Annotated in this window: 14 protein-coding genes; 6 read left to right on the top strand and 8 right to left on the bottom strand. The window is 49.8% G+C overall.

What is annotated here, in order from left to right:
• Positions 1–6: 6 nt before the first annotated feature.
• Positions 7–3,054, top strand: coding sequence for an efflux RND transporter permease subunit (locus tag AC55FS_RS14160; protein ID WP_496932904.1), 3,048 nt, complete (start codon positions 7–9; stop codon positions 3,052–3,054).
• A 106-nt stretch (positions 3,055–3,160) separates the two neighbouring features.
• Positions 3,161–4,105 (top strand): M43 family zinc metalloprotease, encoded by a 945-nt coding sequence (locus tag AC55FS_RS14155; protein WP_496932903.1) that lies wholly within the window; start codon positions 3,161–3,163, stop codon positions 4,103–4,105.
• A gap of 125 nt (positions 4,106–4,230) precedes the next feature.
• On the opposite strand, the gene AC55FS_RS14150 is transcribed toward AC55FS_RS14155, so the two are convergent.
• Together AC55FS_RS14150 and AC55FS_RS14145 are read right to left on the bottom strand one after the other, a co-directional pair.
• Positions 4,231–5,088, bottom strand: a complete 858-nt coding sequence (locus AC55FS_RS14150; protein ID WP_496932902.1) for an AbfB domain-containing protein — start codon at positions 5,086–5,088, stop codon at positions 4,231–4,233.
• 397 nt (positions 5,089–5,485) lie between these two features.
• On the bottom strand, positions 5,486–6,067 hold the full coding sequence (locus tag AC55FS_RS14145) for a hypothetical protein (RefSeq protein WP_496932901.1): 582 nt from the start codon (positions 6,065–6,067) through the stop codon (positions 5,486–5,488).
• 481 nt (positions 6,068–6,548) lie between these two features.
• Between AC55FS_RS14145 and AC55FS_RS14140 the strand changes: the two genes are divergently transcribed.
• Positions 6,549–7,181: a MarC family protein gene (locus AC55FS_RS14140; RefSeq protein ID WP_496932900.1), complete on the top strand. Its 633-nt coding sequence runs from the start codon at positions 6,549–6,551 to the stop codon at positions 7,179–7,181.
• Positions 7,182–7,337: 156 nt separating this feature from the next.
• Here AC55FS_RS14140 and AC55FS_RS14135 read toward each other — a convergent pair whose 3' ends face one another.
• The 6 genes from AC55FS_RS14135 to AC55FS_RS14110 form a co-directional block, all read right to left on the bottom strand.
• Complete coding sequence (locus AC55FS_RS14135; RefSeq protein ID WP_496932899.1) at positions 7,338–8,030, bottom strand: SOS response-associated peptidase family protein; 693 nt, start codon at positions 8,028–8,030, stop codon at positions 7,338–7,340.
• A 173-nt stretch (positions 8,031–8,203) separates the two neighbouring features.
• Positions 8,204–8,875: a phospholipase D-like domain-containing protein gene (locus tag AC55FS_RS14130; protein WP_496932898.1), complete on the bottom strand. Its 672-nt coding sequence runs from the start codon at positions 8,873–8,875 to the stop codon at positions 8,204–8,206.
• A gap of 193 nt (positions 8,876–9,068) precedes the next feature.
• Positions 9,069–9,386 (bottom strand): DUF3892 domain-containing protein, encoded by a 318-nt coding sequence (locus AC55FS_RS14125; RefSeq protein ID WP_496932897.1) that lies wholly within the window; start codon positions 9,384–9,386, stop codon positions 9,069–9,071.
• 201 nt (positions 9,387–9,587) lie between these two features.
• Entirely contained in the window at positions 9,588–11,465 is a 1,878-nt protein-coding gene (locus AC55FS_RS14120) for a long-chain-acyl-CoA synthetase (RefSeq protein ID WP_496932896.1), read from the bottom strand.
• Between the two features lie 24 nt (positions 11,466–11,489).
• Complete coding sequence (locus tag AC55FS_RS14115; protein WP_496932895.1) at positions 11,490–12,710, bottom strand: acyl-CoA dehydrogenase family protein; 1,221 nt, start codon at positions 12,708–12,710, stop codon at positions 11,490–11,492.
• Between the two features lie 11 nt (positions 12,711–12,721).
• Positions 12,722–14,020, bottom strand: a complete 1,299-nt coding sequence (locus tag AC55FS_RS14110; protein WP_496932894.1) for an acyl-CoA dehydrogenase family protein — start codon at positions 14,018–14,020, stop codon at positions 12,722–12,724.
• A 166-nt stretch (positions 14,021–14,186) separates the two neighbouring features.
• Between AC55FS_RS14110 and AC55FS_RS14105 the strand changes: the two genes are divergently transcribed.
• The 3 genes from AC55FS_RS14105 (at position 14,187) to AC55FS_RS14095 (ending at position 16,230) form a co-directional block, all read left to right on the top strand.
• Positions 14,187–14,663 (top strand): prepilin-type N-terminal cleavage/methylation domain-containing protein, encoded by a 477-nt coding sequence (locus AC55FS_RS14105; RefSeq protein WP_496932893.1) that lies wholly within the window; start codon positions 14,187–14,189, stop codon positions 14,661–14,663.
• 225 nt (positions 14,664–14,888) lie between these two features.
• A complete protein-coding gene (gene yaaA / locus AC55FS_RS14100; RefSeq protein ID WP_496932892.1) occupies positions 14,889–15,674 on the top strand; it encodes a peroxide stress protein YaaA in 786 nt (261 codons plus the stop codon).
• The gene (locus AC55FS_RS14095) at positions 15,652–16,230 is read left to right on the top strand and encodes a YajG family lipoprotein (protein ID WP_496932891.1); all 579 of its coding nucleotides are present in this window, start codon (positions 15,652–15,654) and stop codon (positions 16,228–16,230) included. Before yaaA ends, AC55FS_RS14095 begins: the two co-directional genes overlap by 23 nt.
• Positions 16,231–16,237 lie beyond the last annotated feature (7 nt).

The raw sequence follows: 16,237 nt of genomic DNA, 5'->3' as shown, positions 1-16,237 counted from the left end.
GGTGGCATGATGCAGTTACCAGAGCTTGCCGTTCGTAATCACCAGTTCACCTGGGTGATGTTTATTCTTCTGTTATTGCTTGGCGTGGTGTCATTTTTCACTATGCCCCGGTCTGAAGACCCTCAGTTTGATTTTTCCGCCGCGGTGATCAAGGTGGTTAATCCGGGGACCACACCATTAGATATGGAAAAACTGGTTGCCGATCCTATTGAGCAGGCGATTAATGAGCTGGATGATCTGCGGGTCATGAAAACCAGCATCGAAGATGGTCTGGTGGTGATACGGGTTGAATTTTTATATGGTACCGACCCAGACGACAAATTTGACGATGTGGTCGCGGCGGTCGGCCGTGTGCGCGCCCAGCTGCCAGCCAGTATCGTCGATTTAGATATCGATAAAATTTCGCCCGCCGATGTCAGTATTTTACAGCTGGCTCTGACTTCAGATAGTGCCAGTTATCGTGACTTACAGCGTCATGCCGATGCACTGGAGCAGCGTCTTGAGCGTGTTGCAGGAGTAAAGCGTGTCGACATAGCGGCATTGCCGCAGTTAGAAGTACAAATTCAGGCAGACCAACGCAGTTTAAATGCTATAGGCATCAGTGTGGATGAAATATTCCTGGCCGTTAGCCGGGCGGCATCCAATACTCCTGGTGGCCATGTTAATGCTGGTGCTCGCCGTTTTACCGTGAGAACCAGTGGTGATTTCGAATCACTGCAGCAAATTCGCGACACGCCTTTGCGGGCAAGCGATGGTCGAGTTATTTATCTGCGCGACTTAGCGCGAGTCCAGTTAATCGAAGGGCTGCCCAGTTATCGGGCAAAGCTAAACGGAGAAAAAGCCGTATTTTTATCCCTGGTGCAGCGCAAGGGCAGTCAGGTGTTTGACGTGATGAAGGGTATTGATTCAGTACTGGATGAGTATCGTCCACGGTTAGCACAAGACATTCAGCTGCAGCGAGTCATGGATCAAAGTGTCAGTGTTGAGCATCAAATCAGTGGCTTTTTTAATAACTTAAATCAGGGCTTAGTACTGGTTGCTGTGCTGGCGTTGCTGGTATTGGGCTGGCGTCCTGCTTTGGTCGTCGTAACGGCCATTCCGCTGTCCATTTTTATTGCTATTGGCTGGGTAGACTTTAGTGGTTTTGGGTTGCAGCAGATGTCTATTGTCGGTTTGGTCATCGCCTTGGGTTTGCTGGTCGATAACGCTATTGTTGTGGTGGAAAATGTATCTCGCCATTTACGCGATGGTGATTCTCCGACGGCTGCCGCCGTTGAAGGTAGCCGTCAGGTAGCTTGGGCCGTGACCAGCGGCACCTTGACCACAGTGCTGGCTTTTTTGCCCATGTTAATGCTGCAAAACGGTTCAGGTACCTTTATGCGTGCCATGCCGGTTACGGTGACACTGACGCTATTTGCTTCACTATTGATAGCGCTCATGCTCACGCCTTTACTGGCCAGTAAGTTAGCACGTGCATCAACGCCGATGCCAAAGGCACAAAAGCTGCTCGAGAGCTTTGCCGCTGGTACGTATCAAACGTGGCTGCAACGTGCATTAGCACACCCAGGAAAAGTCATGCTGGTGTCGATTGCGCTGTTGATGGGTAGCTTAAGTTTATTCCCAGCTATTGGTGTGAGCTTGTTCCCGAAAGCAGAAAAACCCATGATTCTGGTTAATATTGATATGCCCGAAGGCACGAGCTTTGCCGAGACTCAGCGCGTCGCTGATGAAGTTGAATATCAGGTCAGGCAGCATCCTCTGGTGGTGGATATAGCGCAAAATGTCGGGCGTGGTAATCCTCGTATTTATTACAATATTTTTCCGAGTCGGCAAACGGTGAACTTTGCTCAGCTATTTGTTACGTTAGAGAGCGGCAGTCTGGAACAGGTCGAGCCGCTGGTAGAGCGTTTACGTGAGCAATTAAGTACTCGCGCAGGCGCACATATACTGGTGAAGGAATTTTTGCAGGGCCCGCCGATTGAGGCACCGGTTTCCATTCGGGTTATTGGTGAAGATTTAGTGCAGTTGCAACAGGTATCGCGAGACATTGCCGATATTATGGATAGTACTCCAGGCATAGTTGGCGTGGACAATCCGGTGGGCAAAGATAAGGTCGATATTCACGTTGATATTAATCGTGATAAAGCTGCCATGTTAGGAATTGCTTTGGATGCCATCGATCGAACCATTCGTACTGCCTTGGTGGGGGCGCAAATGGGACAGTATCGCGATGAAGAGGGCGAAGAGTTCCCGCTGACATTGCGTTTTGCCGAGTTCCCAACGCCACAATTGGAAACCTTTGATGATATCTATCTTACCAGCGTCAAGGGCGAGCTGGTTCCTTTAAAACAAATTGCCAGTATTGAGTTGCAAACTGGGATCGCCCGTTTTCAGCATTACAATACCGAACGTATGGCCAGAGTCACGGCAGATGTATTGCCAGGTCATACCACCGAAGCAGTGACCAATGCCGTAGTCGAACGCTTGCAGCAATACAATTGGCCTGCTGGTATGCGCTTTTCTGTTGGTGGTGAGCAGGAAAATCGGAAAGAAGCGTTTGGTGGTATGGCCCAGGCATTGTTACTAACGGTGTTTGGCATCTTTGCCATATTAGTGTTGCAGTTTCACAGTTTTTTGCAGCCATTGATTGTTTTTGCAGCCATTCCTTTTGCCTTGATAGGCGCGTTGTTGGCACTTTTTATTACTGGCTACACCTTTAGCTTTACCGCCTTTATTGGACTAACGTCGCTAGTCGGTATCGTGGTGAATAATTCTATTATTTTGGTTGATTACGCTAACCAAATGCGCAAACAAGGTATGCAAAAATTGGATGCCATCAGTGCGGCGGCGCGAACGCGTTTTGTCCCAATTGTATTAACCACATTAACCACCATTGGCGGCTTATTACCACTGACGTTGGCGGGTTCCAGTATGTGGTCACCCATGGGATGGGCCATTATTGGCGGTCTACTGGTATCAACCTTATTGACGCTGATTGTCGTGCCGGTCCTATATCAATATCTGGGACGAATGAACCAAGATGAAGTACAATAGTTGATCAAATCTGACCGTTTGGTCATGCTTGGCCGGTTGGGCATATCTGACTGGCTATACCTTATTAGGCCAATAATATGGGCCTTAACAATAATAAGAGACAGTTATGCGTACTTCTTTATATGGGCCGCTCGCTTTAATTTTGCTGGGGTTAACAGGCTGTGGTGGCTCATCAGGCTCATCATCAACACAGGACAGTCCGGTGGCTGGCCAGCCAGATGTTCCGACGACAGACACGCCAGATTCAGGCCGCGACTCGGTATCAGCAGCGGGGCGTCGTTTACCTGCCGGACCAGAGACTCTATTGCAAGTGCCTGTGGTCATTCATCTGGTTCATAACGACTTTATGGATGACGTTAGCGATGAAAAACTACGCTCGCAAATTGCCGTTACCAATCAGCATTTACGTGGTCAAAATAGTGCTGAACTAGATACTGTGCCGCAAGCGTATTGGCCCTATATTGCCGATGCTGGCATTGAGCTGGTATTGGCAAGTCAAGACCCGGACGGAAACCCCACTACAGGTATTGTGCGTACCGAATTAGATGAATCCTTATATGGGGGGATGAACTGCGCATATTGTTACGAAGGTACTTCTCAGCAGTGGGATCCCGAGCGCTACGTTAATATTTGGGTGGCAGAGAGTAGCAAGCATGATGGCAGTATGGCTGGGCTGGGTTACAGTAGCTCCGGCAATAAGCCACAAAAAACCTGGGGCATACACATTGAGTATCGGGGGTTTGGTACGTTAGCTCCCGTCAATCCCGAGTATGGCCAGGGCAAAACGCTGACCCATGAGCTCGGCCACTATTTAGGCTTGCCCGGCCATATTTTGGAATACGACGGTGCTGATGCTCATCGTTTTTTAAGTTGCGATGGCCAGCCTGACACCAGCTGCTCTAACAGCGAACTCACTATGAGCTTTATGCACACCATGGTGCCAGATAACCAGTTAAAAATGTTTTCCATCAGTCAGGCCGAACGTATGCGTGAATTTTTGAAAACTGGGTTGTTAAAAGATGCGATTACCGAGCGCGAAATAGCTAACTAACACTTTTAAGCTGTTTTCTGACGTCGGGGTGGTGCCAATCGCGCTTGCACTTTTTCAGGTTTTCTATACCGCGTTAACCGTGGAAACTGCCGCTAAAGAGGATCCCTAGGCGGCAGTTTTAACGGTTACTGCACGACTAAATCAAACGATGTATCCAGTGTGTCTAACTCAGACTGAACATTGTCGATAATGAACTGATAGTTCTGGTGGCGCATATAAAGGTTTTGTGTAAAAGGAATGCGCAAAGCAATGCGCGATGTGTCGGCATAGCTATCTACCGCCCAGAAAGACGCATCTGCTTTTAGTTGTAAGGCGTCACTGCTAGTGGCCAATGAGTCCATGCGCATTTTTCCGTGTTGGTGGCGCAGGTAGTAGCCGCGATGGCTTACTGATTCAAACGAGATTTTATTGTCACTATCTAACAGACCAGCATGAATCTCAAACTTAAAGTCATCGTTATTGGCGTCACAAGGGCGTAAATACATAGAGAAGTTCTCATGCTTTAAGCACATGTTAGGGTAATTTTGTGAGCGGATAGAAACAATCTGGCCGACTGGTACATCATCCCGAATGTGCGATGGAATTGGGCGTGGCGCGTATTCACCCCGGCATAACCATGCATTTGAGCAACTGTCACGCAGTTTGAGTACCTCAGGCAAGCTGTTGTTGCCTAAAATATTACAAAAGTAAAAATGCTGGCCGTGACTGAATGTATACTCTTTAGCGTGCTCTTTTGGCGAAGTGACTGGCCACATTCGTAACTTACAGCTGTTGGATCGCGGAGCGCAATCGAGGCGATTTTGATCACCAGTTGACATTTTTGCTTTCTGGTAAGGGACCCACATGGCACGGTCATTGCCATTAAAGACTTCAATGTTAACATCAACATCAATACCGTTGCAGTGATCAACATATACCTGACCAGACCACGCGCTAGCACAGGAGAGTAGCAGTGCAGAGGCCAGTAATAAATGCTTCTTCATAATAATGTTTCCTATTATCAACGAGTCGCTGTTTGTCAGCGCTGGCGATAATATCGGCTGTTTTTCTAGGGTCATTTAAAGACGATAGAAGTATTTGGTTTATAATGATTATGTATTAATTTTCTTGAAGGAATACGTGAGGCTAAGGTCGAATTTTAGCCTATAAGCACCCCATCGAACTGTTTAATCTTGTTGATCTTGCTGGCCAATCAAAATGGCTTAGCGTCGCTCGGTGATTGATGATTATTAGCGTGCGATATCGGGGATATTAAGCTGGGATGGGAGTTACAATCGAATGGCTGTATATTGTTTTTTGTATGGCTTTCAGGACCGCTTTAGTAATTTAAGTCGGCCCTGATCGTGACGCCTAAAAAGCGCTACTGTGTGAGCTTAATAATCAGTTAAACTGAAGACGGACAGATATTCCTCGCTCACAGATATTTTCTCGACCATTGCAGCTCAGCATATGAAGTTTCATTTCGGCAGGGATGGCACTTTCATGTTTACTAACATCCATTTTGATGCCTCCGCAGGTAATATTACTCAGGCTTTTATAGCGGCACTTAGCGCGCATGTCCTGAGTGATGCCGATTTGGTCAAGATCGCCAAATACCACACCTGCATAAATGGTAGCGTCACCGTTCAACACATCCTGGGTGCTGACGTTGTCATTGGTTAATATCAGTCGTAGTTCAGCGTCTTCGTCTGCAAATGGACCGTATTGAGCCGCGGTAATAACGTCAAACCTGCCATCGTCCATATTGGCGTGGATTTGTGCAGTGCTGCCGATTTTATCGCTGTTTCCTTCCACTTCGACCCGGTTCAATATCACAGTGTTTGAGGAAGCGTTGTCTACCTTGTAGCTGGTAGCCGATGATACTGTTTTGTTTATCTGTGCTGGAGTGTCGCTGGAGCTGCCGGCGCCGCCGCAAGCCGTTAACATTGCCGTGACAGCTAGAGTAAAGATAGGTTTGCTCATCAAATGGCACCTCTGTAAGTTGAGTAACGCTACCCACGGGCAGCAAGGCGGGCGCTATTCTAGTTATCCATGTATGGAAGGAAAGCGCTTTGATGATCGAAAACTGATCGTTGTGACTGGCGTCGTATTTTGCTGCGACGGAAAGCGTCATGTTGGCTCTGTCTGGTTGTTTGTTAACCACTCCCTTATGTAACGACAATTCGTCGTGCTAGATCTCATCAGTAACCACCATCTCGCACAAGGGTATGGTTTAGATTAAGCCCTACGATCACCTATCTCGTTATCCATGGTTTGCCGTCGCCCATGGCATTCCACTGCTACATTCTATAGAGATATCGCTGGTGGTCGCTTAGCTAACTTCGCCAGCTTGGTAAGAGTCATCGGCGATCTGGTCTTGTGGCGTGTATTTAGTTAAGACGAATGCGGACACAGTACCGGCAAAGCAGTAATATGCGCGCCTTATTTTGAGGGTAATCGATCTATGTTTGCAGAATTTTTCTCCACATATTTAAGCAGCACCGTGCGCTTTGTCTTTTTGTTGGCGCCATTTTTTGTAGTGACCATGTTTCTGGCGTTGACCCGGGGTCAGCCAACCGTTGAGAAAAACTCCATCATTCGCCGTTCAACCTTGGCGGCTCTGGTGTTGGGGTTGATTCTGTTTTTCGCAGGCCCAGTACTGTTTAATGCCGTTGGCATCACCTTGAACTCGTTTCGAATTGGTGCAGGCTCGTTGCTGTTTCTGACGGCGATCAGCTTGGTCAATAATGGTACCCGTAATCATGCCACTGGTTTGCCACAAGAAGATCGTGACGATATTGCCGTGGTACCGATGGCCATTCCAGTCATCATTGGCCCGGCGACCATAGGTGCCATTTTGGTGTACGGAGCTGAGCTGAAGTCGTTACCGGAAGTCATAGGTGGTGTGTTGGGCTTGGTTACAGGACTACTGCTGTTAGCACTACTGTTGTATCTGTCTGGATATCTGGAGCGCATTTTGGGCAAGACTGGCCTAAATATCCTGTCTAAGGTCAGCGGATTAATCCTCTCAGCTATGGCTGCGGAGATCGTACTGACTGGGATCGCAGGCTTTATTAAATCCGCTGGGTTAGCATAGCCCGATGGTTAACATCAGATTGATCGAGCTGGTAGCCTTTTCCTGTGAAATATTCTGCGCCTATTTGGGTTCGGGTATTCATTTCATTCGTTAAACACCCAGCTTTGTATTTTAACTGGGGTAATTCCAGTGCATAACGGCGCAATCGAAATGATGTTAATGGGCTCTAGTGCCGATACTTTCTTCAATGCCAAGCGGTTTGCCAGAATGAAAGGACTGAACTGGTAGGGCGGTTAAATGCGGATCTTCTTCTGGATTCGACAGCAATTGCTGAATCTCAGTCGGAATATCAGTATCGGTTGACAGCCAGGCTTGTAAGACGTCTTTGCTGTTAGGGAGCAGCAGTGGCTGGGCTTTGGCATGAAAGCGTGAGAAGGCCAGTGAAGGAGGCTGGGTAATGATGGCGCAACAATAATCACCGTTATCCAATGGCTTTATCAACGCTCCCAGTAACAGTGGCTGTTCACCATAAATAAGATGATGCATGCGTTTCCCATCAATGACTTCCGATTCACCAATGGCATGAGCAATAACGACACCACGCTGATGGCGAACGGCATGAGCCCAAAAAACTGAATTCAGATTTCTGGCATTAAAAGTGGTGCGCTCACCGATAATGGTGTCACCTTTGTTGGTATTGCAGTCAAACCACCACACAGGATCAACTTTCTGAAGTCGTCCTTGGATGCAGAAAAAGGCGTTGATGAGTCGTTTGGGAGCCCTGCCAAACGAGGGGTAAGCGTGATGGGTACCCTTGCTGGGCTTGGATGAAGCATCTTCGACCGTTAGACCAAACAGTTCGCTGATGAGCTCTTCTTCCAAGCTCATCTGCTGGACGTATCCGCACATAAGCCTGTACCTCTGAGTAACAGATTGTAGGCTTTGTTAACTGGCGGTCTGGTTACAATTTGTACGAACACGTTGGCTATTTGTAATTCTGCGATGGGCGTCAGAGCAAACCCCTGCGGTAGGGACGACCAATCAGGGTTTCTTACTCTGGCATTGATTAACGTGGCGCGTTGTTACTCCTGTAGCACTTCTGGTGGCCAGAAGAAAGACACACCATGGGAGCTAGTAATCAAGCGAGCACCGATGTTTTTTCCGGCATTGGTTAGGATGAACATGCCTTCATATTCAGTCAGATAGCCCTTGTTTAGCAGCTTGGCGATCACTTCTGCGCTGCTTAAGCCTTGCTCGTGGGCTATTTGAGGGATGGTCAGTAGTTCTTTTTCTTCGGCGTAGTCGCTGACCAGCTCTTGCTTAGAGATGATGTGGTCACCTTCGCGCAATATTCGGCCCACTTCTTTGATGGCATTTTTATATAAGTCAGGATCGTCGTCCATGGTCGCCAATACTCCCATTTCGGTGGTATGGCTGCGTTCCATATCATCTAAGCCCAAACTGGTAATGATGGCCATATTGTCATTGATATAACACTTGGCATGCAGATGAGGTACGTGGCGCAGCTGCACCGCAGGGTGTTTTTTAAACCACTGATGATCATCAGGGCTAAGGCTTTTATCGCCGCAAACAATGCGAATGGCGACTTGCATCTTCGACTTCTGTGCCAAAAGCTCGCGCAAATGCTCGTTCAGTCGCACCACATCGGTCACCAGTACCAAGTGTTTTTGACTGCGATCAATCAGGGTTTGTAATGCTTCAATTAGTGCCGGAGTGGAGAGAAATTTAGCCATAGTCATCCCTGCAAAGTGACCAGGCCATGGTGGGCGCTGGTTGGGCCACTGGCTGCGCGGCGCTGCGCACAAGCTCCTTTTACTCTCTAGTGTATCTTGAAATTCGATGTGCGCCTATGTTTGCGCGAGTTGGCACGATTTTTATCGGCAAGCAAACAGGTTTTTACTGAATTGGGTCGGCTAGGTACGTGAGTTAAAACGGTGGCAGCTCATCCAAGCCATCTCGTGCGTGAAGGTCCAGATCGGTTTTGACGAAGCGCTCACCGTGAATACCAATACTGACGATCTTATGCAGCAACTGAACTTCATCGTGCTGGGCTGTCGCTGCGTAAATTAAGTCCCCTCGGCGCAGTGCCTGGATTAGTTCTTCTCGGCGAATGGTATAACCACTGCCTATGTCGTCGCTGTTCCAGGCATGCAAACGTACATGACTGATACGTTCATCCTGGCGGCGAATGGCGGTGACGATAAAGTCTGGCGTCAGACTGGCATGAGTTTGATGAGCCATCATAGGGGAACGCCTGTGATCACGCTTTATAAACATGTTAGTGCCTGATATAGGAAGATAGTGCGAACCAGCTCAATTCCTGACAAGGTGGCATCAATGTATGCCGCCTAGATGACAAGGTTATTATAACCGATTGCTATAACGCAGGCACTAGTAGGGAGGTGATGGATTGGGCCATGCGAGTAGTGGCCCAATTCAAAAGCATCAGACCTGCTGGGACAGGTTGGGGATCATTTCTTGGCTTAGGGAGAGGTATTCGCTGCCTTTATTGCTCAACCACCAAACGGTGCCATCCACCATGTGCAAATGATAGGCTTCCTGTTTGAGTTCGACCTTACGGTACTTAAAGGTTCCGGTGATGTTTTCCTGGGCAATTAAGCGGATAAACACGGGGATGGCATAGGGCGGCAGTTTTTCTTGCAAATGACGAGTTAAGCGTTGCCAATCAAAAGTCTCTGCCTGGGTGTTTAAGGTCAGTGCTGCCATGCCCGCACGGCCGTCACAATGAGCGATTTCAACGCCGTAGACCACGGCATGTTCGATGCCTGGGAACTCCATTAATATGGATTCGACTTCTGTGGTGGCAACGTTTTCGCCTTTCCAGCGAAAGGTATCACCGGTGCGATCGGCAAAAGCGATATGGCGAAAACCCTGATCGATGACTAGGTCGCCAGTATTGAACCAGCAATCGCCATGTTTAAATACATTGCGCAGCAGCTTCTTTTCCGTTGCCTTGGCATCTGTGTATCCTTCGAAGGGTTGTTTGTCGTTGACCTCGGTGATTAACAATCCAACCTCTTTTCTCGCGACTTTGCGCATAAAGCCATCAGCATTACGGATTGGCTCATCAGCTTCGACATCAAAATCCACAACGCTGTAGGGCAGTGGGCAAACGCCTGTGGTTTTATCCAGATTAAAGGCGTTGGTAAATACTAAATTGCACTCACTGGCGCCATAAAACTCATTGATATGCTCGATGCCAAAACGTTGTTTAAAAGCCATCCAAATATCAGGGCGTAAACCATTGCCAACAATCACTCGAACCGGATGTTCGCGATCCGAGTCTTGGCTGGGTTGATTTAATAGGTAGCGGCACAACTCGCCAATGTAGCAAAAGGCGGTGGCCTGGTGATGGCGAATATCCTGCCAAAATCGACTAGCGCTGAACTTACGGGCGATGGCAATGCAGCCTCCTGCGCCCAATGCTGCCGCCAATGAGACGGTTAATGCATTATTGTGATACAAGGGCAGGCTGACATAGAGGGTATCTTTTTTGGTCAGTTTCATCGATGCCAGCCCCATGCCAGCCATAGATTTGTGCCAGCGATAGTGGCTCATCACCGACGCTTTAGGTAGGCCTGTCGTGCCCGAGGTAAAGATATAATAACAAGGCTGATGCATTTTAATCTGCCCTGTGCTGGTTGGGTTATGCTCTGGCTGGGTGCCAGTGCTCGTATCAATATCGATATAATGGGCTGGTTTTTCTTGCCGCCCTTGATCGCGCCAAAAATACAATTGGGTGGCCAGCTCGACCGGCAATTGGCTTTCAACGGTACTTAAGTGCTCTAGCACCTCCTCACCGCAGATAATCAGCTTGGGTTGCACCAAATTAATGCTGTGTAGCAGTACTTCGCCGCGTTGTGAGGTATTAAACATGGCCGCAATGGCGCCGAGTTTTACCGTGGCGAGCACAGCAATGAGAGTTTCTGGTCGATTTTCTAGCAATATACCGACGGCATCACCTGAGTTAATTTGCTGGCTGATTAAATAGTGTGCCAGCTGGTTTACTCGCTTATTTAACTTGCCATAGCTGTAGCTAACATTTTCAAATCGAACCGCAATATGATCGGGCTGTCTGGCTGCTTGCTGTTCCAATAACAGACCAATGGAGCGCAGTCGTTCTGGTTTGGCTTTAATCAGTTCACCTAGGCCTTTAAGGGTCGTAGGGAGCTGTGGTAACTGGCGAATCGCTTGCTTGACGATATTGCCCAGGCTGACCTCCCTGGGCACTAACGTTACTGCTGTGGTGCCGTTGCTGGCGTCAGTATTGGCTGAAGAGCTTAGGCTAGAGCTGGTATTCATAGCGGCCTCGTTGCGTAATTATTGTTATTTAAGTTCGGCTGAGGTTTTGCCCAGTAGTCGGCGGGCAATAATTAACTGTTGAATTTGCTGTGTGCCCTCAAAAATGTCGAGTATTTTTGAGTCGCGCGCCCATTTTTCCAGTAGTTCATCCTCGCAGTAGCCCAGGCTACCCAGCAACTCGACGCAGCCTAAGGTAATCGCATTGGCGCTGCGGCCAGCTTTGGCTTTGGCCATCGAGGCTTCTTTTGAATTCGGCAAGCCATTATCTGCCATCCAGGCGGCCTTAAGAGTTAACAGTCGTGCCGCTTCCCACTCGGCTTCATAGCGATACAGCTGGTTTTCAATATGATGGCTGTTTTTTAAGCTGCGCTTGTAGTCAGCGCGAATACCCACATTGGCCAGTAGTTCGCGGCTGCGATCCAGGGCGGCTTTGGCCAGACCTACGGCCATGGCAGCGACCACCGGGCGGGTATTATCAAAGGTCTGCATGACACCAGCAAAACCCTGCTCGGTATTCACCTCGGGTGACCCTAATAAATTGGCCGCCGGTACACGGCAATCGGTAAAGGTGATGGCGGCGGTATCGGATGCCTTAATGCCCAGTTTTTTCTCCAGTCGTACCACTTCCATGCCGGGCGTGCCTTTTTCCACCACAAAGGATTTGATCGCTGCACGGCCAAGGTTACGATCGACGCTGGCCCAAACGACCACGGCATCGGCACGCTCCCCCGAGGTGACGTAGATTTTTTCGCCGTTAATGATGTAATCATCGCCGTCACGAATAGCGCTGGTGCGAATGGCGGCGGAATCAGAGCCGGCGCCGGGTTCGGTAATCGCCATGGCCGCCCAGCAATGGCCAAAGCGTTGTAGTTGCTCGTCATTGGCGACCGCGGCAATGGCGGCATTGCCCAGCCCCTGGCGTGGCAATGTAAGGGCCAGACCGACATCGCCCCAGCACAGTTCTTGCAAGCCCAGTACTGTGGTCATATTGCTGCCATTAACATTGCCAGCTTGGTGTCCACGCTGTTGCTTGAGTTGACCGGCACCGGCGCTGTTCCCCTGGCCCGTTTCGGCAACGGCGTCGTTCATGCCATCCATAATGGCGGCTAGCATATCCAGCTCTACTGGGTAAGCGTGCTCGGCACGATCGTATTTGCGTGAAATGGGCCTAAATACCTGCTCGGCGACTTGGCGAGCCTGATGGATCAGCGGCCGTAATTTTTTCGGTGTTTCTAAATGAATCATGGCACTTATCCTTATAAATGCAGGCCACTGGTTTGGCAGGCAAGGGCGCGTAAATCTCGATACCAACGTTCGGCTGGATGCTCTTTGGTAAAACCATGGCCGCCCAGTAGTTGCACAGCTTGAGTGCCAATTTGCATGGCTTTTTCGGCACATAGGGTATGGGCCAGGTAGGCCTCACGATGAAAACTCATGCCGGCATCGGCGCGTGCGCAAGCACGCCAAGTTAATAAGCGCATGGATTCCAGTTCAATGGCGATATCAGCCAGCATAAAGGCAACAGATTGACGATGACTGATGGGTTCACCAAAGGCTTGGCGCTCATTGCAGTAGGGCACCAGGTAATCCAGTGCGGCTTGGGCGCAGCCTATTGCCAGGGCGCACCAATGTAGCTGGCCTAGATCGATAAAGGCTTGATAATCAAATGCCTGGCCGCGCCCGAGCAGGTGATTGTCGGGTACCATGACGTTCTTGAGCGTTAAGGTGCCGGTGGTCGCACAGCGCAACCCCATAGCTGGACTGTTGTTAAAGCTCAGCCCTGGGCTGTCGGCGGGGACGATAAAAACACGCGCTTTGCCGCTCAGACGCGCAGCGACTAAATACAGCTCGGCATCACCGCCCAGTGGCACCAGGTTTTTTTTGCCGTTTAAACGAAACCCGCGGCGAGTTTTTCGCGCTGTGCAGCTGAGCTTGTGTGCTTCAAACAGTGGATGGGGTTCTTGTACTGCAATTGCGGCTTTATAGGGGCTAGGTTGCAACCACATGGGTAGCCATTGTTGTTGCTGCTCGGCGCTCCCCCAACGGCGAATGGCGCTGGCAACTGAAGCGGGGGCCAGTGCGGCATAAGCGAGGGATAAATCGCCATAGGAAAGTGACTCGGCCAGGATGGCGCTGGTCGTTACACCTTGGCCATCGTCGCAGGCAGCGCCGCCAAAAGATTCCGGAATCGCTAGCTGACTGATGCCGAGATCGTGGCATTGCTGGAAAAACTCGTCGTCAGCGGCCAGTAATTCATCAGCCGCCAATGCACTGGGCCTGAGTATCTCTTCAGCAACGTTGCGCATGCTGTCTTGAATCATCTTTTGTTCATCAGACAAGCTCAGATCGAACTGCTGGCGTTGCTTGGGTGCCTCCAATAACGGTGTTTTGCTGTTGCGTTTGGCCAGCCACTGACCGGCCCATTTAAAGCCGTGGCGGGTCGAATGGTAGGCAAAACGCTCGGCAGGTTTCGCTAATCCGTATTTTTGTGCCCAGTGGCTGCCAGCAAAGCGACTGGCTAGGCCAAGTCCAAGCCCTTGAATGTCTTTCGCCATAACGTTCACCTGGTTGCAAAATTGCCATCAGTGTTACTGGCTCGGCAAACGGATTCATTGGCACAGGTGTCGAACGGTAGTGGCGGCAGTGTCAGTGGCATATCCATGCGCACAGTGCTGGTATACACTATTGGCCGTTTTTTGAGCAGTACTAAGCGGAGATGCTGTGGTAAGTCGGGCCTTTACCCTGATCGAACTGGTGTTAGTGTTGGTGTTGATTGGCATACTGGCAGTGTTTGCGTTGCCACGCTTTGCTGATTTAGAGCGCCAAGCGCGCATTGCAACACTCAATGGTATTGCTGGCAGCATGCGTTCGACCATTGCCATTGTGCAAGGCAAGGCCCGTGCTCAGGGCTTGTCGCCAGCGGCGTCGAATCCGGTGGCCGGGGCCAATCAAGCCAGCTATTTGGTGACCACGGAGGCGGGCACTTCCGAGGTGGATTGGCGCAACCTGTGCCCGGAAAGCCAAGCTGAGTTAGCCGATACCTTGGCGATGCCAGACCATATTGGCTTGGCGCAAGCGTCTGGTTTGCAGCAGCGGGTCACCAATCAAAGCACCTGGGTCGGCTACGATCTGGCCAATTGCACCGTGATATACGATTCCTTTGCTTGCACTGTGACCGTTATTGACGCTGGCTGTTAACCCTATCTCGCTCAGTTAGTCACAGCGATCTTTGACAGCGCAATCATCTCGGGCTGCTGTCGGTTTAGTGTCTTCGCTAGGCCTTTTAAACTGCACGATGATAATCCTATCAACGATCCTGTCTGTCATGCGATAGACCTTTATGGTGCCGATAGCCGGAATTGATTTGGGCCAAGCTGCTGTGGTCGTTATCATGCAAATTGACGACAAACAGGAAGCTGTTCCATGTTAACCCTTTTATCACCCGCTAAAACGCTGGATTTTGAAACCCCAGCGACCACCGCTGAGTTTTCCCAGCCGCGTTTTCTCGACGCTTCGGCCGAGTTGATTGACGAACTCAAGCAATGCTCACCCGATGATATCGCTCAGTTAATGAAGCTCAGTCCCAAATTGGCTGAGTTAAATGCTCAGCGCTTTGCTGACTGGCGTTTGCCCTTTACGCCCGACAACGCCAAGGCTGCCATATTGGCATTTAAGGGCGATGTTTACACTGGCCTGGAGGCACACACTTTTAACGAGTCGCAGCTGGCATTTGCCCAGCAGCATGTGCGCATGTTGAGTGGTTTGTATGGTGTGTTGCGGCCATTGGATTTGATGCAGCCCTATCGACTGGAGATGGGAACTAAGTTTGCCAATCCCGCAGGTAAGGATTTGTACCAATTTTGGGGAGATCGCATTACTCGCTCACTGAATGAAGAATTGGCGCAACATGACAATTCTGTGGTGGTGAATTTGGCTTCTAATGAGTACTTTAAAGCGGTGCAACCTAACGCTTTGCAAGCTGAATTGGTGACGCCGGTGTTTAAAGATGAAAAAAATGGCCAGTTCAAAATCATCAGCTTTTACGCAAAGAAAGCACGCGGCATGATGGCGGCTTATATTGTCCGCCAGGGCATTGATGATGCTCAGCAATTAAAGCAATTTGATAGTGCAGGATATCACTACAGTGAGGAAGACAGTCGTGGCAACGAATGGGTATTTAAACGTTATGAAAAAGACGTTCCACGCTAGTGCTCTGGCAACGATTGCCAGTGTGGCGTTGACTGGTTGTGTGCTGGCGCCGCAAACCATTGAACTAAATGACGGCCCTGAGGTGATGGCTGGGCAGGCACCTAATCGTGATGCCTTGGTGCGTGTCGTTGATAAGCGCTCAAAATCACCCGATTGGATTGGCCATCGTGGCGGCCGGGCACCGGAAAATTCACCGCTGCTGGTGAATGAGCGACTGGATGTGTTGCTAACTCGTAAATTACAGGCCTCGCTGCGTCAGTTGGGTTTTGGTCAGGGCGCATTGCCCGCGATTAAAGTTCAGATGGATATTGAGCAGTTTCTGTACCAGTGCAATGAAGGTGTGATTGTTAATGAGTGTGGACTGGAAATTGAGCTGGCGGTAACTGTGCTGAAAGAAGAGGGACGTTTTGCTAAGCCGTTTCGCTTGCGCCAGTCTCGTGAACTGGCGGTGTCGCCTGTGCAGGATTACAACCAACAGTGGGTCAACGAAGCCCTCGACTCATTGTGGCAGCATATATTTACCGACGCAGAACTGCGCCGCGCCCTTGGCATATAGCCTTGCT

The organism is Bacterioplanes sp. CLAM21 (assembly GCF_059641015.1).
Note: the sequence above shows the minus strand (reverse complement) of the source record. Positions and strands in the feature narration are given on the sequence as shown.

Coding starts and splice junctions, on each gene's coding strand:
- AC55FS_RS14160 (WP_496932904.1), top strand. CDS start 7: ATGATGCAGTTACCAGAGCTTGCCGTTCGTAATCACCAGTTCACCTGG.
- AC55FS_RS14155 (WP_496932903.1), top strand. CDS start 3,161: ATGCGTACTTCTTTATATGGGCCGCTCGCTTTAATTTTGCTGGGGTTA.
- AC55FS_RS14150 (WP_496932902.1), bottom strand. CDS start 5,088: ATGAAGAAGCATTTATTACTGGCCTCTGCACTGCTACTCTCCTGTGCT.
- AC55FS_RS14145 (WP_496932901.1), bottom strand. CDS start 6,067: ATGAGCAAACCTATCTTTACTCTAGCTGTCACGGCAATGTTAACGGCT.
- AC55FS_RS14140 (WP_496932900.1), top strand. CDS start 6,549: ATGTTTGCAGAATTTTTCTCCACATATTTAAGCAGCACCGTGCGCTTT.
- AC55FS_RS14135 (WP_496932899.1), bottom strand. CDS start 8,030: ATGTGCGGATACGTCCAGCAGATGAGCTTGGAAGAAGAGCTCATCAGC.
- AC55FS_RS14130 (WP_496932898.1), bottom strand. CDS start 8,875: ATGGCTAAATTTCTCTCCACTCCGGCACTAATTGAAGCATTACAAACC.
- AC55FS_RS14125 (WP_496932897.1), bottom strand. CDS start 9,386: ATGATGGCTCATCAAACTCATGCCAGTCTGACGCCAGACTTTATCGTC.
- AC55FS_RS14120 (WP_496932896.1), bottom strand. CDS start 11,465: ATGAATACCAGCTCTAGCCTAAGCTCTTCAGCCAATACTGACGCCAGC.
- AC55FS_RS14115 (WP_496932895.1), bottom strand. CDS start 12,710: ATGATTCATTTAGAAACACCGAAAAAATTACGGCCGCTGATCCATCAG.
- AC55FS_RS14110 (WP_496932894.1), bottom strand. CDS start 14,020: ATGGCGAAAGACATTCAAGGGCTTGGACTTGGCCTAGCCAGTCGCTTT.
- yaaA (WP_496932892.1), top strand. CDS start 14,889: ATGTTAACCCTTTTATCACCCGCTAAAACGCTGGATTTTGAAACCCCA.
- AC55FS_RS14095 (WP_496932891.1), top strand. CDS start 15,652: ATGAAAAAGACGTTCCACGCTAGTGCTCTGGCAACGATTGCCAGTGTG.